The sequence below is a fragment of the Tamaricihabitans halophyticus genome (genome assembly GCF_004340875.1).
Lineage (GTDB): Bacteria > Actinomycetota > Actinomycetes > Mycobacteriales > Pseudonocardiaceae > Tamaricihabitans > Tamaricihabitans halophyticus.
Map to the genome: position 1 here is coordinate 742029 of NZ_SLXQ01000001.1, position 21399 is coordinate 763427.

General features: G+C 63.0%; 17 protein-coding genes and 2 pseudogenes. 3 read left to right on the top strand and 16 right to left on the bottom strand.

Annotated elements, in window-relative coordinates; genetic code table 11:
• Positions 1 to 7: 7 nt before the first annotated feature.
• The 12 genes and pseudogenes from EV191_RS03525 to EV191_RS03570 all read right to left on the bottom strand — a co-directional run bounded on the left by EV191_RS03525 (position 8) and on the right by EV191_RS03570 (position 12044).
• Entirely contained in the window at positions 8 to 1105 is a 1098-nt protein-coding gene (locus EV191_RS03525; RefSeq protein WP_132875326.1) for a methyltransferase, read from the bottom strand.
• A gap of 71 nt (positions 1106 to 1176) precedes the next feature.
• Positions 1177 to 3003: an asparagine synthase (glutamine-hydrolyzing) gene (gene asnB, locus EV191_RS03530; RefSeq protein ID WP_132875327.1), complete on the bottom strand. Its 1827-nt coding sequence runs from the start codon at positions 3001 to 3003 to the stop codon at positions 1177 to 1179.
• Between the two features lie 27 nt (positions 3004 to 3030).
• Complete coding sequence (locus EV191_RS03535) at positions 3031 to 3861, bottom strand: ABC transporter permease (RefSeq protein ID WP_132875328.1); 831 nt, start codon at positions 3859 to 3861, stop codon at positions 3031 to 3033.
• Positions 3858 to 4877, bottom strand: coding sequence for an ATP-binding cassette domain-containing protein (locus EV191_RS03540; protein ID WP_132875329.1), 1020 nt, complete (start codon positions 4875 to 4877; stop codon positions 3858 to 3860). Before EV191_RS03540 ends, EV191_RS03535 begins: the two co-directional genes overlap by 4 nt.
• Positions 4877 to 6088, bottom strand: a complete 1212-nt coding sequence (locus EV191_RS03545) for a nucleotide disphospho-sugar-binding domain-containing protein (RefSeq protein WP_132875330.1) — start codon at positions 6086 to 6088, stop codon at positions 4877 to 4879. The genes EV191_RS03540 and EV191_RS03545 overlap by 1 nt, the downstream gene beginning before the upstream one ends.
• A gap of 17 nt (positions 6089 to 6105) precedes the next feature.
• A complete protein-coding gene (locus EV191_RS03550) occupies positions 6106 to 7725 on the bottom strand; it encodes an FAD-dependent monooxygenase (protein ID WP_132875331.1) in 1620 nt (539 codons plus the stop codon).
• A 54-nt stretch (positions 7726 to 7779) separates the two neighbouring features.
• Positions 7780 to 8628 (bottom strand): hypothetical protein, encoded by an 849-nt coding sequence (locus EV191_RS03555; RefSeq protein ID WP_132875332.1) that lies wholly within the window; start codon positions 8626 to 8628, stop codon positions 7780 to 7782.
• A gap of 44 nt (positions 8629 to 8672) precedes the next feature.
• Entirely contained in the window at positions 8673 to 9446 is a 774-nt protein-coding gene (locus tag EV191_RS03560) for a methyltransferase (RefSeq protein WP_165912803.1), read from the bottom strand.
• Positions 9447 to 9659 (bottom strand): annotated as a pseudogene (locus EV191_RS30940) (methyltransferase family protein); the annotation flags it as partial.
• A gap of 111 nt (positions 9660 to 9770) precedes the next feature.
• Positions 9771 to 10535 (bottom strand): methyltransferase, encoded by a 765-nt coding sequence (locus EV191_RS03565; RefSeq protein ID WP_165912804.1) that lies wholly within the window; start codon positions 10533 to 10535, stop codon positions 9771 to 9773.
• Positions 10536 to 10748 (bottom strand): annotated as a pseudogene (locus tag EV191_RS30945) (methyltransferase family protein); the annotation flags it as partial.
• Positions 10749 to 10892: 144 nt separating this feature from the next.
• On the bottom strand, positions 10893 to 12044 hold the full coding sequence (locus EV191_RS03570; RefSeq protein ID WP_132875335.1) for a glycosyltransferase: 1152 nt from the start codon (positions 12042 to 12044) through the stop codon (positions 10893 to 10895).
• A gap of 264 nt (positions 12045 to 12308) precedes the next feature.
• Here EV191_RS03570 and EV191_RS03575 point away from each other — a divergent pair, with 264 nt between their 5' ends.
• Entirely contained in the window at positions 12309 to 12995 is a 687-nt protein-coding gene (locus EV191_RS03575) for an SDR family NAD(P)-dependent oxidoreductase (protein ID WP_132876123.1), read from the top strand.
• A gap of 27 nt (positions 12996 to 13022) precedes the next feature.
• Here EV191_RS03575 and EV191_RS03580 read toward each other — a convergent pair whose 3' ends face one another.
• On the bottom strand, positions 13023 to 14630 hold the full coding sequence (locus tag EV191_RS03580) for an FAD-dependent monooxygenase (RefSeq protein ID WP_132875336.1): 1608 nt from the start codon (positions 14628 to 14630) through the stop codon (positions 13023 to 13025).
• Positions 14631 to 14876: 246 nt separating this feature from the next.
• Between EV191_RS03580 and EV191_RS03585 the strand changes: the two genes are divergently transcribed.
• Positions 14877 to 16070, top strand: a complete 1194-nt coding sequence (locus tag EV191_RS03585; protein WP_132875337.1) for a DegT/DnrJ/EryC1/StrS family aminotransferase — start codon at positions 14877 to 14879, stop codon at positions 16068 to 16070.
• Positions 16063 to 17004, top strand: coding sequence for an aldo/keto reductase (locus EV191_RS03590; protein ID WP_132875338.1), 942 nt, complete (start codon positions 16063 to 16065; stop codon positions 17002 to 17004). The genes EV191_RS03585 and EV191_RS03590 overlap by 8 nt, the downstream gene beginning before the upstream one ends.
• 7 nt (positions 17005 to 17011) lie before the next feature.
• Here the strand turns inward: EV191_RS03590 and EV191_RS03595 are convergent, their stop codons facing one another.
• The 3 genes from EV191_RS03595 to EV191_RS03605 form a co-directional block, all read right to left on the bottom strand.
• The gene (locus tag EV191_RS03595) at positions 17012 to 18592 is read right to left on the bottom strand and encodes a multicopper oxidase family protein (RefSeq protein WP_132875339.1); all 1581 of its coding nucleotides are present in this window, start codon (positions 18590 to 18592) and stop codon (positions 17012 to 17014) included.
• Positions 18589 to 19086 (bottom strand): hypothetical protein, encoded by a 498-nt coding sequence (locus tag EV191_RS03600; RefSeq protein WP_132875340.1) that lies wholly within the window; start codon positions 19084 to 19086, stop codon positions 18589 to 18591. Before EV191_RS03600 ends, EV191_RS03595 begins: the two co-directional genes overlap by 4 nt.
• 105 nt (positions 19087 to 19191) lie before the next feature.
• Entirely contained in the window at positions 19192 to 21327 is a 2136-nt protein-coding gene (locus tag EV191_RS03605; RefSeq protein WP_165912805.1) for an MMPL family transporter, read from the bottom strand.
• Positions 21328 to 21399: the final 72 nt, after the last annotated feature.

The following is a 21399-nucleotide window of genomic DNA, read 5'->3' on the forward strand; positions in this document are numbered from 1 at the left end:
GTGCGGCTCAAGCCGGTAGCGCAACCCTGCATTCCAGCGCTGCCCATGGCGATTGCGACGAATCCGGGGCATCGCCAAGTAGTTCGAGACCCGCGCCATCGAACAACGTGTGCCATTCCCGCCACGTTCGTTCCCTGCCTCCGAACAGCACCAGCATGTCGACGTCGAGCAGCTTGCTGTAATCGAACCTGTTCCTCGTCTCGATCAGGACCTTCTCGAACACGAACAATCGCCTCGTCGGGTCGGTGCCCATCGCGGTACGGACCCGACGAAGTATCCGATTCGCCTGCTCATCGTCGAATCCACTGAGGACCGCGCTCAGCGTGTACACGTCATGTCCTTCCGGAACCGTCTCGAACAGATCCCCCGCTTCAACCCGGACCCGGTCAGCGATATCCTGCCCGACAAGCAGCGACTCCGCGTCCCTGATCACCTGCGCCCGGTCGAACAGCACACCCTCCAACGAGGGATACCTGCGTAGCACGGCATTGAGAAAGGCCCCGTGCCCCCCACCAAGGTCGGCAAGCGAGCTGAAGGGGGAGAAGTCGACCTGGCGCAGTAGGCTCATGGCCGAGAGCCAGTTGCGCTGCGCCATGGTGCGATCGAACAGCGCGCCCTGCTCGGGATTAGACTCCGCATACTCGTAGAACGTCTTCCCGTGGACCAGTTCAAACGCGGAGCGCCCGGTCCGCACACCATCGGCCAGTGCCATGAACGGCCGCGCGGCCCAGTCAGCTCCGCTGAACAGAACCAGGTCCCGCAGGCTGCGGTCGATATCACTGCGCAGTGGTTCGGCCTCCAGGGTCATCGTGAACCGGCCGTCTTCGAGCTCGGCGAACAGGCCAAGTGCGGCCGCCGCGCGCATCAACCGGAAGAGCGAGAGTTCGTCAGCCGAGCTCGCCGCCGCCAGTTCGGCCACGTGCAACGGTCCGTCCTTAAGCTGGTCCGCGATACCGAGCTCGGCGATAGCACGGACCACACCAACGATCCTTGTTCCGAACGTCAGGATCAGCAAGCGGTCGAAGGACGGCATTCGCTCGTGGCCAAGTATCCATTCCCAGTAGGTCCCCTCCGGCGCTGGCGTCGCCGCCGATAGATCAGTCACCACGGCCTCCTCGACCTCCACGTAGTTCGTTGTCTCCAACAAGATCCACCAGCGTGCACGTGTACCCGTCGCTACAGGGCAATTCGAACCCCGTACTCACGCAGCCAGGTATTCATGGTCAACAACATTTCCACGTCCGTCCTGGCGACCCAGCCGCCGTCGACCTCCGTCGGATCGGCCAACTTGGCACGCACCGCATCGGCATCGAGCAGCGGCAAAACCGGGGACCGCGAGTCGTCCAGTACCTCGGCAAGCTCGGCGTACCGCAGTCGCTGGTAGTCGCGCTTGGCGCTGACCGGAAACGGACTCTTCTGCCTGGTCAGCACGGAGTCCGGCATCTGGTTCGCCGTGGCGGCACGCAGCAGGCTCTTTTCCCTGCCATCGAAGAACTTGAGTGCGGTCGGAACATTGAAGACATAGTCAAGCAGCTGGTGGTCAGTGAAGGGCAGGCGCACGTCGATACCCGCAGCCATCGCGTATCGTTCGCTGTGCTCGACCTGGTTCTCCATCCACCGGGTCAGCTGTAGATAGGTTGCTTTACGCGCTCGCCGCTCCTCATCGCTGATCCCGTCGGGGATCGGCGTCTCCTGCTCGGTCTGTCGGCGTAAATCCGCCCCGAAGGAAACCAGGTCGAGCTTCGCCAGCAGGGTACGGTCAAGCAAGCCTCCGCCGAGGTATGGATGACCGGCATGCTTGGCATGAAAATCCATCCAGGGCAACGCCACCGGGTCACGCACCGAACTGTAGACATTCCCGCCGAAAATCGCATCGGCGATCTCCCCAGACAGCGCCACCTTGGTGTACCTGGCACCCGCCTGGCAGAGCAGGTAGAGCGCCGTGTTCATATCCCCGAGCATCGAAGGAGCGTCCTTCGCCCGGATCGTTGCGGCCCTTGCGACCGGGTCGAGTAGGTCGTCCGTGGACACGAGGATTTCCTCATGGTCGGCGCCAACGTGTTCGGCCATCTCCCGCGCAAAGGGCGCGTCTCTGGTGGCACGAACCGCATCTGGCGCGAACTGCGCCGACTCATCCTGAAAGGTAACCGTATAGGTCTTCGGCGCCTCACCGGTCTCCGCCGCGAGGCCAACCACCGCACTCGAGTCGAGCCCACCGGAGAGTAGGAAACCAACCGGTTCACGAGCATTCATGCTGCGGCGGACACTCGCGCCCAGCAGGCCCCGGGTGGTCTCGACCGTGCTCGCCAGATCCTCGACGTGCACCTTCGCGGAGTACTGCCAGTAGCGCTGCTCGTTTCGGCTCGTTTCCCTGCACAGCAAGGTATGCGCCGGACGGACTTTCCGCAGTCCAGCGAAGAAACCTCGATCCGGACTACCGGCGTAGGCGAGCAGCTCGGAAAGACCTTCGGCGTCGAGAACCGCCTCAGCCTTCGGATGCGCGAGGATCGCCTTTGGCTCCGAACCGAACAACAACCCATCGGCAAGCGGATAGTAGTACAGCGGCTTCATACCGACGCGATCACGGATAAGCAGCAACTGCTGATCGCGCTCATCCCAGATCGCGAGGCCGAACGAACCGTCCAGCCGGTTAGCAGCGGCACGACCCCATTCCAGGTACGCCGCGAGTGCGACCTCGTCATCCAGCTCGGTCCGGAACTTGTAACCGCGGCCAGCAAGCTCTGCCCGACACTCGCGCGCATTGCCGAGCGCTCCGGTAAATCCGATCGCGGCGATCAGGTCCCCGCCGTGCTCAACGGAAACTGGCCGCCGCGCGCCTCCGGAAGCACCCAGTGAACGCTGCCCGATCCCGCAGTGCTCGGACAACCACACACCCTCGGCGTCCGGGCCCCGGCAAGCCAGCGTTCCGGTCATCGCCCGGAGCACCGGAGCACAGTCTCGGATGTCCCGACGAAAGTCGACCCACCCAGCGATTCCGGACATCGGATGCCTCCTTGGTTTGCCTGGTGCTCAACTGGTACGGCGACGGTAGGCGCGCATCGCGCCCCAGCTCGACACGATCAGCACGGCGAGAATCCACAGCAACGAAGCCGCGATCGGATAGCGCATCGGCAGTGCCGGATCGGCGCCAACGGGATTCGGGTTACCGAGTAGCTCCCTGATCGCGACGTTGAACGAGCTGACCGGGTTCCACGAAGCGATCGCGCGCATTCCCGTGGACATGCCAGTAAGTGGCACGAACGCGTTCGACAGCCAGACGAGCGGGAAGACCACACCAATCCCCGCCGAAACCGCACCCTGGGTATTGCCGACCAGCAGACCAACAAGCATGCCGCACCAACTCAGCACGAACGAGCAGAGCAGCAGGAGCAGGAACCCGCCGATCGCCGGAAGTGGCGATGAACTGATCCGCCAGCCGACCGCGAGTCCAATAAGGATCATCAGCCCGATGGTGAACGCGTTGCGGGCGACGTCCGAGACGGCCCTGCCGACCAGCGGCGCGGACGGCGCCATCGGCAGCGACCGGAACCGGTCAACCATGCCACGGCCAAGCTCGTCCGCGAGGCCCGCACCGGTTGTCATACCCGCGAACGCGATGGTCTGCAAGAAGATGCCGACCATAACGTACTGGGTGTAGTCCGCCCCGCCAGGCAACGGGATCGCTTCTCCGAACACGTAGGCGAACAGCACAACGAACAGCAATGGCTGCAGCATGGTGAAGAACAGTTGTGCCGGTAGTCGGCGGGCATGCAGCATGTACCGCCGTGCGAGCAGCACGTAATCGCGCACCATCCAGGCGAGGCGCGCGCCTACCGAGTTGGTCACCTCCGCCGTCGTCATACCTGCTCACCCCCACGCGAGTCAGTTCCCGCCGACGCCGCCAATGCCTCCCCGTCGCCGGACTCGTCCACCGTCGCATCGGTCCGGTGGCCGGTGAGTGCGAAGAAAACATCGTCCAAGGTGGCACGCCGCAGACCGAGTTCGTGTACCACGATGTCGTATTCCACGAGTTGCCGAGTGACCTCGGCGAGCAATGTCCGGCCATCACTGACCGGGACGACGACCGAACGAAGCTGCGGATCAACGGTTGCGGTAGTACCCGCGATCCGTTCAAGGAGCGCCTCGATCGCCGGCAGGCTGTCATTGTCCGCCGCGACCACCTGCAGCCGCTCCCCGATTACGTCTGCCTTCAGTTCGTCACTGGTCCCGGTCGCGATCGCCCTGCCACCGTCGATCACGACGATCTGGTCGGCCAACCGATCGGCCTCCTCAAGGTACTGGGTAGTCAGCAACACCGTCGTACCTTGCCCCACCAGCTCATCGATCGTCTCCCAGAGCGTGTACCGGCTGCGCGGGTCCAACCCGGTGGTTGGTTCGTCCAGTGCGATCAGCTTTGGCCGGGCGATCAGGCACACCGCCAGGTCGAGCCGACGGCGCATACCGCCCGAGTAGGTCCTGGTCAACCGGTTGACGAAGCCTCCGAGGTCAAACCGGTCGATCAGCTCGTCGGCGCGGCGTACCGCGGCACGCTTGCGGTAACGGTGCAGTTGCGCGAAAAGCTCGAGGTTCTCCCGACCAGTCAGGTGTGCGTCAACGGCCGCGTACTGTCCGGAAAGGCCAAGTAGCTGACGAACCTGACCACTCTGCCGGACGATGTCGTAGCCACCAACCGTTGCCGTGCCCGCATCGGGGGCGACGAGAGTGCCAAGTACGCGGACGGCCGTCGTCTTGCCCGCGCCATTCGGGCCGAGCAGGCCACTCACCGTTCCCTCTTCGACGTGTAGGTCCAGGCCAGTCAAGGCCGATACCCGCCCGAACCGCTTGACGAGTCCCGCCGCTTCGATGAACGCGGTCATTACTGACACACTTTCGAGCCGACGGTTTCCGTGGGCGAACCGGACGCGAGCCGTGTCAGCTCGGCGACGGCGTCAGCAGGAGGAGGAGTCTCCGCCATCTCCGCCGCGATCCGGCGTGCCGCCGCTCGGTAGGACGGGTCGTGTAGCAAGGCGTCCACCGCCGAGCCGAGTGAACTGGGGCCGGCCTCGGCAAGCGGTACAAAAGTTCCCGCTCCACTGGCAGCCATACTGCGCGCCGCGAACAGCTGATCCGGGATCTGCGGGATGATCATCTGTGGAACCCCGCAGCTCAACGCGGTCGCCACACTCCCGGCTCCCCCTTGGTGAACCAGCGCGGAACAGTTCGGCAGCACAAGGTTCAGCGGCGCGCCAACGGCCACCGCAACCTTGTCTGGCAGCTCGCCAAGCCGCTCTCGTTGCGCCGGTGTAACCAGCACGACCAGTTCGACATCGGGTACCGCGGAAAGCGCCTTCGCAATGTCCGGTAACGCAAACATCTCGTCGCCGATCTGCGAAACGATGGTCCCCCACGTGAGGCACACCCGCTTGCGCCCACCTTCCGGTGGTTCGGTCAACGTGGCCGGCGCGGCACTGGAACCGTTGTATGGCAAGAAACGCACCGGCCAGCGGGAGCAGTCCGACTCCAACTGCATACTTGGCGGGTAGGCGTCCATGGTGATCGCGCCCGCGCCGTCGATCTCCGGCAGGCCGTACCGGCCGAATAGATACTCCGGCAGCACCTGCTGCTCGGCGTCCCTGCCGTAGTAGAAGTAGTCGGTGCCCCAGATATGCCGGACGGCGGGCACGTCGATCGCGCTTGCCGCCAGCAGGCCCGCATAGGCGGTGGGCTCATAGATAACGAGATCCGGCCGCCAGCTGCGGGCAAGCTCGATCAACTCGTCAGCCATCGACCACGCGACTTCTGAGAACAGCCGATAGGGCATCGTGCGCAGCGCCTGCCGCTGCTCGTCGGTGGCATCCGGGTCCGCGTGCACCTTCACCAGCGGTGCCATCAGTCGCTGAAATATCTCCGTCAGGTCGGCTTCCTGGCCAACAGCCCTAGCTGGCAACCCGGATTCGAGCATCGTCGGTAGCAACTGGGGCTGGCTGGCCATGCACACTTCGTGTCCGGCGGCTCGTGTTGCCCAGGCAAGGGGAACCAGTGGAAAGTAATGGGATGCCCATCCCCACGCGGTGAACAGCACACGCATGTGTCATCCGTCCTTTCTCAACTGTTGGCCAATGTGGTCGGTTTCCCCATGCGCCGGGAAAGGATCCGCTCGAGTGCGGTCCGCAACTCGTTCTCTCGGTCGTCCGCCGCGGATTTCGAGCGCCACGCGATGATGCCGTCCGGCCGCAACAGCACGACACCGTCGTTGGTTACGCCGTATTGCTCGTTCCAGACACCGTGCACGTCAACCAGATCCGCGGACGCTTCCCGCGGTCCGACGGTCCAGGCCGCAAGGTCGATACCCAGCTCGGCGGCGACCGCCTCACCTGCCTTGACCCATTCCGTACCATCGGGACCGGTAAGCAGCACGAAGCCACGTCCGTAAAGGTCGAGCAGCGATTTCTGCGCACCCTTCGTTTCGACCACAACATGGGGACCTCGACTTCCCGGCAGACCGGTCGGCGTGTTCGGGTCGGCATAGCCCGCGGTGTCTCCGGGCTCCGTCAGCACCGCAGGCGATTGGTACTTGTACCCGAGCATCACCGTGTTCTCCGGTAGTCGCTCGGTATCCGCGGATTGACGCCGCTCGCGAGCTCGCAGCGCCGACTGGCGGACGGTCAGCGCGCCGGTCGGCTGCCGCTCAGCCGTATAGCTGTCCAACAGTCCGGTGCCAGCCTGCCCGTTCAGGACCATCGCCAGCTTCCACGCGAGATTCTGCGCATCCTGGGTTCCCGTGCTTGCACCGAACGCGCCCGACGGAGGCATCAGATGCGCCGAGTCTCCGGCGAGAAAGATCCGGCCGCGTTGATAGGTGTCGGCGATCCGGGCGCCAACCTCCCACTGATCGGTATAGGTGATCTCAACGGCGAGTGACTCATCACCGGCGACCGCTCGGATCACCTCAACCCACTGTTCTTCGGTGAACTCGACCTCGCCACCCACCTCGGCGTCGTGTCGGAAGCCGACCATCCACATATCGTCCTCGACCCAGGTGAGAACCGAGTTTCGCGTGCCAGGGCCGACCGTGATCGCGATCGAGATGTTCCGACCAGCGAGCACTTCGGACAGATCGGCGCGAAACAGCGCGCTTAGTGCCGTATTGCTCTCCGCTACCTCGGTGGCGCCGATCCCCAGCAGCTCCCTTATCTGACCGCGATGACCGTCCGCACCAACCAGATACCGCGCGCGCACTCGATACTCCGCGCCGCTCGCCCGGTCGAGCACGGTAGCCGAAACCCCATCATCATCCTGCGCACAGTCCAGCATCCGGTGGCCGTAGCGCACCTCCGCGCCACGTTCCCGCGCGAGTTCGCACAGCTTGGGTTCCAGTTTGTCCTGCCCGATGCTCAGCCAGGTGGTCGGGCTCAGCCGGTCGAGTTCGGTGAAGGACTCGAGTTCCATCCGGCGGATCTCCTCACCTGCCAGCGAGGTGAGTTGGACGATCAGCTCATCGCCGTGGATCTCCGGGGTGCCCTCGCGCAGGGTCTCCTCAACATCCCACGGCCGGAAAAGCTCCATGCTCCGCGGGTTCAGTCCGCGCGCCCTCGGGTGAGTTCCCGCGGCCGGGTGCGACTCGACGACAAGGGTGGGAATGCCGTACGAGGCAAGGAAGAACGCGGTCGTCAAACCGACCACACTGCCGCCTACGATCAGTACCGGTCGTACATCAGTCCGCATCAGCAGACTCCCCTCAACTAGTCGCGAAGTGTGGTGGGCACCGCCTGCGCGCGCTCAGGTCAAAGTCACGCAGCGGCGCGCGTGCTGTAATGCGTTACAGATACCGGTATGTGGATTCGTGGTGTAGGAGCACAATCCGTACCGGCCAGGGGAAAGGTCGAGCCGCAAGATGGCCTGCTCGCCGGGTGAAAGCGGGAGCATCCCGGCTCCCCCGCCCACAAAGACCTCCTTGTCCAGTGGTGGTCCACCCCGGTAGGAATGAATTGCTTTCGATATATCCTCTTCCGTTGCTCCGCTGGCCATCCGACCGAACACGGCCTCCTGCAAGTGATCAGTCGCATTACGGAACAGGAAGACTCCGGTCGACGGGAGCGGCTCCTCGACATCGAAATGAACCAGCTGCTGGTCATCCGCGATCAGCGTGACGATCGAGTCGACCGGGCTTGCCGACGAGCTTGGCGTACCGCCGCCCGCGACGACTTCGAGAACACGCACCGAGTCGGCAAAGTCCGGTTCGTGTACCCGGTCGTAGTCAAGGAAATAGTAAGTTCCTGGTTCAAGATCAAGGGTGAGTTCCGGTGCCGCGTGCTCGGCCGAGCAGTAGACTCCACCGAGAAAGCGCCCATCCCGCCGTACGATCCGCGCTGCCGCACTCTTGGTCTCCGGATCCCACGAGAAAGACCGCGCTAGCGCGGCAAGAAAGTCTGGTGTCGACACACCATTGTTGATGGCGATCACGGCGAGCTTGTGCCCCTCGGCATCGGGCGTCCGCACCCGAAACGTCACCGTACCCGCTGGCCGCTGTTGGGGGCCCGGAATGTCGAAGCCAGCAGTAGTGATCGTCATATCCAGCACCGTCTGCTCGGGTGCAGAATTCGCGGGATCGCCAACCGATTCGGTCATACCCACACCTCCTGTTGATCGATCGCAAGATCGGATCGCCGGCCTCAGCTCGCCTGGACAAGTTCGAACAGGGTGATCTGGAGCCAGGAGTCGGTGGCTGTTTCGATGCGTTTGACGTCGAACCCAGCCTTGCCGAACAGTTCCCGGAACTCACCTTCATCGCGCACCTTGCCATCAGTAAGTACGAGCAAGCCAAGGCTGGTCACATCCATGAAGTACGTCGGTTCTGCTGATCGGAGCCAATCGAGCACGACGACCGGGGTGTCAGGGCCCGCTGCCTGGCGGATGTTCGACAGGATCCGTACGCAATGCTCATCATCCCAGTCGCACAGGACACTCTTGAGCAGATACATATCCCCGCCGGTTGGGACGTTTTCCAGGAACGATCCGGGAACCAGCTCAACCCGATCAGTCAGACCACGATCAGCCACATAACCCCGAGCACGCTCAATCACCTCAGGCAGATCGAAAAGGACACCCGTAGCCTCCGGGTTCTTCTCCAACACCCGAGACACCAACACCCCATGACTACCACCAACATCCACAAACCGCTTCGGCCCCATCAGATCCATCCGATCCAACGCCACATCAGCGGCAAACTCCGACTGCTCACCCATCGTCTGGCCGAACATCCTGGAGATATCCTCGTGCTGCCGGTAGTACTCCCAGAGGTCACTACCAAGTACCGACTCGGTGTGGTTGTGCCCGCTACGCACCACGTTGTCCAGCTGTTCCCATGGACGGAACATTCCTGGGTCGGTATAGGTGAGCACGAAGTTGGCGAGGGAGCGTGGACCCGGACGCAACAACACCGTCATCGGCGTCTCCACAAAACACCCCGCCTCATCCACCCCCACCACACCAATCGTCACCGCAGAACGCAAAAACCGCGACAACGCATCAACATCAGCACCCAACCGAACAGCCAACTCAGCAAGCCCAACCGGACCACCAGCCAACAACTCCGGCAAACCCAAACGCGCAAACGCACCCACAATCTGCGCATCCATAAAACCCCGCGTCGCACGCATCAACCGACCCGAAGCCTCACCATAATCCGGCACAACACCCGAAGACCCAACCACCACAAACCACCCACCCTCAACAGAACCGATGAACTACCCGCTCTGCAACGAATCCAATTAGGCCAGCTCGAACAGGGTTACTTTCAGCCAGGAGTCGGTGGCTGTTTCGATGCGTTTGACGTCGAACCCAGCCTTGCCGAACAGTTCCCGGAACTCAGCTTCATCGCGCACCTTGCCATCGGAAAGCACGAGCAAGCCGAGGCTCGTGACATCAAGGAAGTAGTCCGGCGCTTCCGGCAGCAGCCAGTCCAGCACGATCACCGGAGTTCCGGGGCCCGCTGCCTGGCGGATGTTCGACAGGATCCGTACGCAATGCTCATCATCCCAGTCACACAGAACGGCGCGCATCATGTACACGTCCCCGCCGGTTGGGACGTTCTCCAGGAACGATCCGGGAACCAGCTCAACCCGATCAGTCAGACCACGATCAGCCACATAACCCCGAGCACGCTCAATCACCTCAGGCAGATCGAAAAGGACACCCGTAGCCTCCGGGTTCTTCTCCAACACCCGAGACACCAACACCCCATGACTACCACCAACATCCACAAACCGCTTCGGCCCCATCAGATCCATCCGATCCAACGCCACATCAGCGGCAAACTCCGACTGCTCACCCATCGTCTGTGCCATGGCACGCGCTTCGTCGTCATGCTGCCGGTAGTACTCCCAGAGGCCAGCACCAACCACGGATTCCATCTGGTTTCGCCCAGTAAGCACGACATTGTGTAGCTGTTCCCACGGCCGGTAGAGACCAGGACTGGTGAACGCCGTTGCAAAGTTGGCGAGGGAGCGTGGACCCGGACGCAACAACACCGTCATCGGCGTCTCCACAAAACACCCCGCCTCATCCACCCCCACCACACCAATCGTCACCGCAGAACGCAAAAACCGCGACAACGCATCAACATCAGCACCCAACCGAACAGCCAACTCAGCAAGCCCAACCGGACCACCAGCCAACAACTCCGGCAAACCCAAACGCGCAAACGCACCCACAATCTGCGCATCCATAAAACCCCGCGTCGCACGCATCAACCGACCCGAAGCCTCACCATAATCCGGCACAACACCCGAAGACCCAACCACCACAAACCACCCACCCTCAACAGAACCGATGACCGGCCAGCTGTCGAATCAGCAACACCTGAATGCTGTCGCCAACCGCTCGTGAACAACTCAACCGGCAATCAGCCAGCTGTCCATATCCGCGACCACTTGCGCGGGAGTTGGTTGCCGCCCGATCTCCGCCTGAATCCGCTGCGCGCTCTCCCTTATCGCGGCGTCCTCGAGCAACTTCCTTACCAGCTGACTGATGCTCTGCTGGTCCGCGGCCGCGGCATCAAGCACGGCCGCGGCGCCGACCTTCTCCACCGCCGCCGAATGTCCAATGTGATCGGGTAACTGCGGGATCAGCAGCAACGGCGTGCCGGCGGCCAGGCTGGTGAGTGTCGTCGCCGCACCACCGTGCGCGACTACGAGGTCACAATCGCCCACGATGGAATCCAATGGCGCATCCGTGATCACGGTCGCCTGCTCACCTACCGAGCCGAGATGCGCCAGCTGTGTCGAGTCCACTGCGATGATCACGTCTAGATCGAGGGTGGATAGTGCGCGCACCACCCGCGCGCCGAGCATGCGTGCAGGCTCGAGCCGGCCGATTGTCCTGCCCCAGGTGACACATACGCGTGGCCGGTCGCTCGGCGATCCGCATTCGCTACCACCATAGTTCCCGTAGCCGCCGAACGGGACGTGCCGGATGGGAACACGCGCGCGCACACTGTCGACCTGTGCGCTCGCGGGCATCGGATCGATGGTGACCGAGCCGAGCGTGTTCACCTCGCCGACTCCGTAGGGTTCGGCGAGCGGCGCCAGCAAGCCCGCGGCAAGGGTTCGTGCACGATACGCGAGGTCGGCCCCGAAGAGGTGCCGTACCGCCGGAATCCCTAGTGCTTGAGCCACTATCGGCCCAGCCCACTCGGTCGGTTCAAACACCAGTACGTCCGGTCGCCACGACCGCGCGAACCCGATGAGGTCATCGAGCATCGACCCCGCGTTCGCGCGAAACATCTCCAGAGCGCGTGGCACCTTTCCGGTACGCGACGGTACTTCCTGGCCGGAGAGTGGAACCAGGTAGTTCCGCACCATCTGGTCGGAGTCAACGTCATGGCCGACCTCGACCGACGAAAGGCCAGTCATTCTGACCATTGGCGTAAGGGCAGGCTGACTAGCCACTCGAACCTCGTGTCCCGCCGCGCGGCAGGCCCAGCCGAACGGGACCATGCTGTGCAGATGGGAGGGCCAAGCCCAGCTTGTGAACAGTATGCGCATACGGGCAGCCACCCTTTCGCGATCGTTCCGGCCAACTCGACGGCATCTGCTTGTGATCCGCCAGGACTATTCACGGCCATCCGCGTCGAAGCGGCCTCGAACCCGACTCGGCCAGCGCCGACGGCGGACCGGACCAGCGCACATCAGACAACCACGCATCACGCAACTCCGAGCCATCGTCTAGCCGCGCAAGCCAGCCTTGGCCGGTAGTACCGCTACCCAGCCATCGTGGATGGGCTACGCACAGGAGGATTGGTGAACGAGATGAACATTTCCGCGCGCACCGCGTTGGTCACCGGCGCGAACCGAGGACTCGGCCTGGCTACCGCCAACGAACTCGCCGCTCGCGGAATCCACGTTGTACTGACCGCGCGCGATACGCGAGCAGCTGAGGAGGCAGCCGGCACGGTCGGGGCGGGTACGGTGGGGATCGCACTCGATGTGACCGACGCATCGAGCATCGAGCACGCGTACCAGCTTGCCGGGCCGGTCGATATCCTGGTCAGCAACGCAGGTGTACTACTGGACGGTGGCTCCGATCCGCTCACCGTGTCGCCGCGGCTGGTCGCGGACACCTTCCGTACGAATCTCTATGGCTCGTGGCTTGTTGCCCAACGGTTCATCCCGCGGATGCTGACGCGGCGTTGGGGCCGCGTGGTGTTTGTCTCGAGTGGAACCGGATCGTTCAGCAATGGGTTGTTTACCTCGGCGCCGTCCTACTCGCTGTCCAAAACAGCCTTGAATGGCCTCACGACAATGCTGGCCAAGCACACATCGGGCACTGGAGTACTGGTCAATGCGGTTAATCCAGGGATGACCCGAACCAGGATGATGCCGCACGCGCCGCAGGACCCTGCGGTCGCGGCCGGCGAGATCGCCGACGTGGCGTGCCTGCCCGACGACGGCCCCACCGGGCAGTTCCTCCGCGGCGGCGAGCAGCTCGGTTGGTGATCGCCCAGCCGTGCGACACAGCGGCGGTCAACTGTGATCCGTCCGCCCTGCCGCGCGAGCAAGTACCCGCACAAGGGAATCGCCTGACCGTGGGCCGCCCACTGACCTCCAGGCGACGAACCCATCTGGCCGGACGAGCACCGCCCCCTCCGGTTTGATCGAGTTGGCCGTCGCCCAATCCCGATCTACATCAACCAGATCGCCATGCTGCCCGATGCGATATGTCCGCACCGGAACACCGAGCTCCTTCGCTGCCTGATGCGCGGCGTTGATCCAGTCCTCACCGGAAACGGTCAGCAGCACGTAGGTGTCCCAGAAGAGATCCACCGTGGACACCGACTCGGCACCGCGTCGCAACCAGACATGCGGTGCCCGGGTGCCTGGCTCGCCCGAAAGCTCCAGTTTCGGCGTGAGTACGCGAGAATCCTCGGGATCAATGATCCCTGAGGACAGATACCGGTAGCCAAGCGTGACAATGATGTCGTCCACCATCTCGGCACGGTCCTTGGCTTCCGCGTTGCCGTGCCTTATCCGGTTGCGAACCATTGCCTGCTCGGCCATCGCCGAACCAACTCGCCGCCGCTCGGTGTCGTACATGTCGAGCAGTGCATCGCCACCCCAGCCGTGGAGTACCGCAGCTAGTTTCCATGCCAGGTTATGCGCATCGTGTATCCCGGTGTTCGCGCCGAATCCGCCGGCCGGTGGATGTACGTGTGCGGCGTCACCAGCCAGAAACACCCTCCCGGTTCGGAAGGACTCGCTAACCCGCTGCGCTCCTTCCCACGGAACCTTCGCTACGATCCGCACATCCATATCCGGCGCCCCTGATGCGGCGCGCACGATCTCCACACACCGTTCATCGGTGAAATCCTCGGGGGTCTCACCACGCTCCGGATGGTAGATGGGCGCGGCCAGCCACGGGTCGCAACCATGCAGCCGAGAAAGCCCCATCATCGTCCCGCGGGCATTGGCGTAGCAGAGAATGAACTTACGTCCGTTGAGTAACTGCTCGAGCTCTGGTGCTCGGAAGTAGATGCTGAGCGCGTTGAAGACCGTGCCGCGCCCGTGTTGTGGTACACCGAGTTGTGTTCTGGTACGGCTATTCGCGCCGTCCGCGCCAACCAGCCAGGCTGACCGGACCGTCTCCTCGAGTCCGGTTTGCCTGTTCCGCAACGAGACCGTGACGCCATCGGCGTCCTGTTCGAAGGACGTCAGCTCCGTATGAAAACGGATATCACAGCCAGCTTCCCTTGCCTTGTTGCTGAGCACCTTCTCGTAGCGGTCCTGGCCGCAACCCATTACCCGCTCGGGGCTCACTGTGGGCCCGTCGAGCGATGGCGACTCGAGGGTCACCGCATCGTCGATCTCGGCGAACGACTGGACTTTGATGATGCCACCTTCGAAGTACGGGTGGGAGTCATCCATTTCCAGTTCCCGGATCTCCTTGCGGATTCCCGCGCCCCGGAAGAGTTCCATGGTACGTGCCTGCAAACCCGGCGCGCGGGGCAACGTCGACGTACCGTCCCTCTTCTCCACGAGGATCGTACGAATACCGTGCCTGCCGAGGAAAAGCGCGGTCGTGAGACCGACCGGGCCTCCACCAACTATCAGCACCGACGTCTGCTGCTCACGCATAGCTGATTCCTCTGGTCGATATGTACCGCTTGTCGTGGCCGTCGGCCACGGCAAGCGACTGCCGTGCACAGCACCCTGCCGGCTACTACTCGCGAAATCCTCGAACCCGGTCCGGCCGATCCGAGCTGTCGAGCTCGCTCGAACCCCGTTACGGAACCGCACCAATCCGCCTCGACTTGGTCACCAGCTTTATTGGGTTGAGTAGCCATACATCGATGACCAACCCGAGGAAGGTCCGAAGCTACGATGACGCGCTCTGGCAAGAAAACCGACCTTACCGACTTTCCACGCTGGCCAAGGTTCGACGACGAGGACATCCAGGCGGTTACGGATGTAGCCCGGTCGAACAGGCTCTCCCAGATCAGCAACTCCGCGGTGACCGACTTTGAGGCCGCGCTGGCCGCATATGTCGGAGTCGAGCACTGTATCGCGGTCAACTCGGGAACTGCGGCCATCCAGGCAGCACTAGCCGGGCTGCAGATTGGCAATGGCGATCAGGTCATCGCCCCAGCACATACGTTCATCGGCACCGCGAGCCCGATCCTGCATCAGGGGGCTGAACCGGTAATCGTCGATGTCGACCCGGTGTCCTACTGCATCGACCCTGCCGCAGCCGAAGCCGCGATCACCCCACACACCAAGGCGATTATCGCCGTTCACCTGAACGGCCAGCCCGCGGCCATGCGCGCGCTTGCCGAGGTCGGCGCGCGCCACGGCGTCCCGATAATCGAGGATGTTGCCCAGTCTCCCGGAGCCAGGTACGCGGGTAAACCCCTGGGCTCACACGGTGTCGTTGGCTGCTTCAGCTTCTGGGAAGACAAGATCATCACTACCGGCGGCGAAGGTGGCGCGGTAGTAACTGATGACGGCAATCTCGCCGCACGGATCAGGATGTTCCGCCAGCACGGCGAGAAGCAGCTCGAGGGAACGCGGCTGTATTGTAGCCATGAGCTTGGCTACAACTACCGGATGACGGCCATGCAGGCGGCACTTGGCCTAACCCAGCTGGCCAAGCTTGACTCGTTTGTGGATATACGTCGCCGCAACGCGAAACAGCTTACCGCCGCACTGGAATCGATCTCGGGCCTACAACTACCGAAGGAGCTTCCGGACTGCTATCACAGCTACTGGAAGTACGTCTGCCGAGTTGACACGGGTCGGCTTGGGATCACGATCGATGAGTTCACTAAGCAAGTGCAGGAACTCGGCGCACCAGCATTCCGGCGCTACCCGGTACCGCTGCACCGGCAGCCGGTATTCAGCAGGACCGGCATGCCCAGGTACCACTGCCCGGTCGCGGACGCCCTTTCGGCGGAAGCCTTCTCGCTCCCAATCCACCCAGCCGTCGGGTCGGCCGAGTTGGAACTGATGAGCAGCGCGATTCACACGGTGCTCGGATCCACCGAAGCTTCGAATGATGGGAGCTATGGCGATGTCTGATCCGATAATACCGACTACTCGGCTTGCGCCAGGCATTAAGCCTGCTTCTCGCCTTGCCCTTGGCATATCCAGCTTCGGTCAGGAAGAGCGCGGCTTTCCGGTATTCGACCGATTCTTCGAAGCTGGCGGCAACTTCTTCGACAGCGCCTGGGTCTACGGCATCAACTATGGCGAGGGGGTCTGCGAGAAAACGCTGGGTTCCTGGCTAGCAAGCAGGGGAGTCCACGATGACGTGGTGCTCCTTGGCAAGGGATGCCACCCACCGCACTGCACACCGGATAGCCTCGCCCCGCAGCTCACCCAGACCCTCGAGCGGCTACGCGCGGATCACATCGATATCCATATGCTCCACCGGGACGACCCACGGATTCCAGTCGGCGAGTTCGTGGATGCGTTGTGCGCACTTGTCACGGAGGGCTCGATCCGCGCCTACGGGTTCTCGAACTGGACGATCGAGCGGATCGAGGAAGCACGCGCCTACGCTCGGCGCAACAATCTGCCCACCCCTGCGGGTGTCAGTAACAACCTCAGCCTCGCAGAGATGATCAAGCCTATCTACGACGGCTGCATCAGCCTGTCTGATCGCGAATCACGAACCTGGCTGGCGCATGCGGACCTACCGGTAATCCCGTGGTCGAGCCAGGGCAGGGGCGTCTTCACCCTGCCATCCCCGGATACCCTTGCCGCCAGCCCGCTTACCGAATGCTGGTACAGCGAGGCCAATGTGGAACGGGCACGCAGGGCGTGGCGACTCGCAGCGGACCGCGATGTACTGCCGGTGAATATCGCCCTGGCCTACGTGCTGAACCTGCCCTACGCGACGTTTCCGATAATCGGTCCGCGTACCGTCGACGAGCTGGTTACCAGTCTCCCCGCCCTCGACCTGCGGCTCAGCCCGGACGAGCTACGGTGGCTCGCGGTCGAGGACGGCTGAGCACGCATCACACGACATCGAAGTTCGCCATCATGGCCATGTCTTCGTGTTCCAGGTTGTGGCAGTGCATCATGTACCGACCACGGAACCCGTCGAATCTGGCCAGCACATCAACCGTTTCGAACGGGCGCACGTCCACCGTGTCCTTCCATCCCGCGTCCATCGGGCCCGGTTGCCTACCGTTTCGGCTCACGACCTGGAAATGCGCCAGGTGCAGGTGCACGGGATGGTGGAAATCACTGGTGAACCGCCACCGCTCGACGCTACCGAGCCGAGGCTTTGCCTCCACATAGGTCGTGGTGAACGTGCGCCCGTTGATGGTCCACTTGTGCCCGCCACTTTCCAGATAGTTGCGGAAGTCAAACCTACGCGTGTTCTCCGCATCGGCCTCAGCAAGCTTCGTGAAGTTGGCGAGCTTATCGGGAACCCTGCTCTCGTCACGTTCCTGACGGACAACGTGGAACTGCATTACGTTGTGCATCGCACCCGACTCCAGCTCGTTCACCAGGGTGATCCGCGTGCCGACCGGATACTTGGCGAAGTCGACCACGACGTCGAACCGCTCCGCCGGGGTGACAGTCAACGTCTCATGGTTGATCGGCCGGCCAAGTAGCCCGACGTCACTGCCAACCTGAATGAACGAGGCGCCATCTCGTGGCCCGGGGTTGAGCGCCAACCGGTAGCGCCGCGCGTTCGACGCGTTCAGTATCCGGAACCGGTACTTCGTCGCGGAGACCTCAAGGGACGGCCACGGCTTACCGTTTACCAGCGTCACGTCGCCTTGAACGCCCTGCATGTATGCCCGCTCGACGCCCGGAACCCGTTGCAGGGTCGGGTCCAGCGCAGGATAGCGGAACTCGCCGCTCTCTTCGAACGCGCGATCACAGATCATCAGCGGGATGTCTCGTTCGTCCTTTGGCAGCGGTAGCGAGTCTTCCTCGTCGTCATGCACCAGCAGGAAACCGGCGAGTCCCCGATACACCTGGGGCGCCGAGAAATCCATCCGGTGATCGTGATACCAAAGCGTGGCCGCTGGCTGGCGCAGCGGATATTTATAGTCCTTGGCGCGATCGTGGTATGTCCACGTTTCTGGCGGAGCCATCTCCTCGTGCCCGGAGTGGTTGTGCGGTTCGTACCCGCTCGGAACGACCACATCGGTCGGATAGCCATCTGAATCCGGCGGCGTGAGCCCACCGTGTAGATGTGTCGAGGTAGGAACCGTTAGGTCGTTGGCCACCCGTACCACCGCACCGCGGCCGGAGCGAGTGTGCAGGGTTGGCCCTGGAAAGGTGCCTTCGTATCCCCATACCGTCGTCCGGGTTCCCGGAATGATCTCGACTTCGCGACTCGTCTCGACGACTTCGTAGCGATCGCCATCGGGTCCGGTACTGACCGGGTCAAGTACGCGCGGGATATGCAACGGCACCTTGAACGGTTCGGGCAGTCGCAGTCCGCTGGTCAGTGTCTTACCCGCGGCCTCGGGCAGCTGACCGCATCCCGTCGCGCCGAACGCGACGGCCGCGCCAACCCCGCCGGCGAGTCCGATAAACCGGCGTCTCGATATGGCCGATAGCTTGCGGCTGCTCACTTCTTCCTCGCTTTCGCCCGCTGCGGGGGAAGTTGATATCCGAAGGCCCACCAGGTCAACACGCTCGCCATGCCAAAGATCAGCACGCCAAGAATGATGTGGAACGACACGCTGCGCAGGTACCCAAGCGTCTTCTGGATCTCGACGATCGTCACCAACGCGAGGGTTATCCAGAATGGCCAGGAGGAGGCGCGTGCCGGTCGCCACAGCAGGATGGTGGCCAGCAGCACGACGAGCAGGACCGACGAGTTGATCTGCGCGTTGACGTCGTGCCACATCAGCAGATCGACCTCACCCGTGACGAACAGGCCGGCAAGCACGGCCTGCGCGAGGGTCGAAAGCAGAAAAAGCGCCGACGACCAACGCAGCAGCTCAACGATCCAGCGGCGGGTCTTCGTCCGCTCCGCCACCTTCGGGCTTTCCTCGTCTCCCTGCGCCAGATCACCCCACGTCGCCCCAGCTGGCGGGGTGTTACTACGTCCAGACCCTGTCATCTCGTGACCCCATTTCGTCTTCCAGCCAGGGATTTCGCCAACCTAGCCAGCACCGAGCCAGCGTGGCTCGAAATCCACCTGAGTCCACCGGCAGCTGCCACCGGACTACTTCTGCCGCATCCCCACAACGTCACGGTCAGCTTGCGTTGCCGCCGAATTTCCCCGCACCCCAGCCAATCCATTGCCGCGCCCAAGTCGCCACGGCCACCACACCCGCTCGCCGATGTCCACCGTCAGCGCGGGCACCAGCACAGAACGCACGATCAGCGTGTCGAGCAGCACGCCGAACGCAACGACGAAGCCAAGTTGCACCCAGGCGACCAGCGGCAGCGAGGTGAGCACCGCGAAGGTCGCGGCGAGCACCACACCAGCCGAGGTAATCACCCCGCCGGTGGCGGACAGTCCACGCAACACCCCCATCCGGGTTCCGTGATGCCACGACTCCTCACGGACCCTGCTCATCAAGAAGATGTTGTAGTCGACACCCAGTGCGACCAGGAAGACAAAAGCCTGTAGTGGCAAGGACGAGTCGGCGCCGGGGAAGCCGAAGATCTCGCTGAAGACGAGCGCGGATACCCCAAGGGCCGCACCATAGGACAGCACGACCGTGCCGACGAGCATCAATGGCGCGACGATCGAGCGCAACAACAGGACAAGGATCAGCAGCACCGCGAGCAATACGAGCGGAATGATCAGCGCCGCATCCTTGGAATTGTGCTCCGCTATGTCCAGATAAATCGCGCTGTGCCCACCGACCTTCGCATCGGCGCCCTCGATCGCGTGCATATCGTCCCGCAGTGCCGAGATGTAGCCTTGCTCTTCAGCACTGTCCGGAGTGGCGTCCAGTCGGATATCAAGCACCGCCTTGCCCTGGCTTTGCCCAGCGATATCCGCACGGAGCACACCCGCGCCGGCGTTGGCTACCCGCAACGCTTCCTCGGCTTTGTCCTGCTCGACGATGACATCGGTCGACCGGGTGAGCCCCGGCGGAAAATGGTCCTGCAGAACCTGCTGCCCATGGGTGGAACCGAGCGGCTCGACAAATGCGTCGTTCTCCCGCAGGTCGGTGTTCATCGACGTCAGGCCGATCGTCATGATGCCAAGCACCACACCGGTCGTGATCCAGATCCGGCGCGGTCGCCTGTCGACAGCGGCGCCGATCTTCGCCCAGACACCTCCCGATGTACGGGGTTTCGAGCCGTACGCCGGGATGAACGGCCAGAAAACCCGCCTACCGACGGCAAGTAGCACGACCGGCAGCAGGGTTGTCACGGTGACCACCGCGGTACCAATACCGACGATCCCCGCGATGCCCAGCGCCCGGTTAGACGTCAAATCAGCGAGCAACAACAGCAACATCGCCGCCGCTACCGTCCCCCCAGAGGCGGCGATCGTCGGCACCGCTCGGCGTAGCGCGGCGCGCATGGCGTCGTGCACGTCCGGATGTTGACGCAGCTCTTCCCGATAGCGCGAGATGAGTAACAACGCGTAATCGGTAGCGGCGCCGTAGAGCAACACGATCAGAATGAACACGCTGGCGCTGGTGATCGTCGCGCCGGTCGCGCTGGCGATCCAGTAGACGACCACCTGGGCGACTTCGGCCGCAATCGCCACTACGAGTAGTGGTACCAGCCAGAGGAAGGCACTGCGGTAGATCAACAACAGCAGGACAGCGACCGCGATCAGGGTTATCAGCAGTACCTGCATGTCCAGCCCGGCGAAACTCTCCTGCTGGTCGGCGAGCACGCCCGCCGGTCCCGCGACATATACCCGCAGGTCCTGATCCGGCTGTTGCACTACGTCCCGGATAAGCCCGACATCCTCGACAACCCGCTCGTCGACATCGCTGTCGTTGCTGCTGGAGAGCACGATCAGGTAGGTCAGTGCCTTGCCGTCCGCCGAAGGCACGATTCGCGGCGGCTGCCCATCCGTATAGTTGCTGAACCGTTGGGTGAGTTCGTTCGCTTGACGCTCGGCCAGCTGCCGGTCCTGAGTGGTCAGCCCGTCTTCGCGCAGGTAGACGACCGCGGCACGTTGGCCGGTGCTGAACGCCAGGTCTTCCTTGGTTTCCTCGACCTCAGTCGATTCCGCGCTGCTCGGTAGGTAACTCAGGAAGGCGTCATCGGTGATCGAGAAAAGCTTGCCGACCATAGGGCCCGCGAATACGGCGATGGCCAGCCAAGCAACCAGCAGAACCCATTTCAGGCGGCGCCCAGCGGGCGCTTCCAGCACCGAACGCACAACTGACTCCCGATTCGACTCTCGACCGCCTAACAGCCGTTGGTATCGCCAGAAATGCTTCCCGAACTCGTC

Excerpts from the sequence above, each read along its gene's own strand:
- asnB (WP_132875327.1), bottom strand. The coding sequence starts at position 3,003 with ATGTCCGGAATCGCTGGGTGGGTCGACTTTCGTCGGGACATCCGAGAC.
- EV191_RS03535 (WP_132875328.1), bottom strand. The coding sequence starts at position 3,861 with ATGACGACGGCGGAGGTGACCAACTCGGTAGGCGCGCGCCTCGCCTGG.
- EV191_RS03540 (WP_132875329.1), bottom strand. The coding sequence starts at position 4,877 with ATGACCGCGTTCATCGAAGCGGCGGGACTCGTCAAGCGGTTCGGGCGG.
- EV191_RS03545 (WP_132875330.1), bottom strand. The coding sequence starts at position 6,088 with ATGCGTGTGCTGTTCACCGCGTGGGGATGGGCATCCCATTACTTTCCA.
- EV191_RS03550 (WP_132875331.1), bottom strand. The coding sequence starts at position 7,725 with ATGCGGACTGATGTACGACCGGTACTGATCGTAGGCGGCAGTGTGGTC.
- EV191_RS03555 (WP_132875332.1), bottom strand. The coding sequence starts at position 8,628 with ATGACCGAATCGGTTGGCGATCCCGCGAATTCTGCACCCGAGCAGACG.
- EV191_RS03560 (WP_165912803.1), bottom strand. The coding sequence starts at position 9,446 with ATGACGGTGTTGTTGCGTCCGGGTCCACGCTCCCTCGCCAACTTCGTG.
- EV191_RS03565 (WP_165912804.1), bottom strand. The coding sequence starts at position 10,535 with ATGACGGTGTTGTTGCGTCCGGGTCCACGCTCCCTCGCCAACTTTGCA.
- EV191_RS03570 (WP_132875335.1), bottom strand. The coding sequence starts at position 12,044 with ATGCGCATACTGTTCACAAGCTGGGCTTGGCCCTCCCATCTGCACAGC.
- EV191_RS03575 (WP_132876123.1), top strand. The coding sequence starts at position 12,309 with ATGAACATTTCCGCGCGCACCGCGTTGGTCACCGGCGCGAACCGAGGA.
- EV191_RS03580 (WP_132875336.1), bottom strand. The coding sequence starts at position 14,630 with ATGCGTGAGCAGCAGACGTCGGTGCTGATAGTTGGTGGAGGCCCGGTC.
- EV191_RS03585 (WP_132875337.1), top strand. The coding sequence starts at position 14,877 with ATGACGCGCTCTGGCAAGAAAACCGACCTTACCGACTTTCCACGCTGG.
- EV191_RS03590 (WP_132875338.1), top strand. The coding sequence starts at position 16,063 with ATGTCTGATCCGATAATACCGACTACTCGGCTTGCGCCAGGCATTAAG.
- EV191_RS03600 (WP_132875340.1), bottom strand. The coding sequence starts at position 19,086 with ATGACAGGGTCTGGACGTAGTAACACCCCGCCAGCTGGGGCGACGTGG.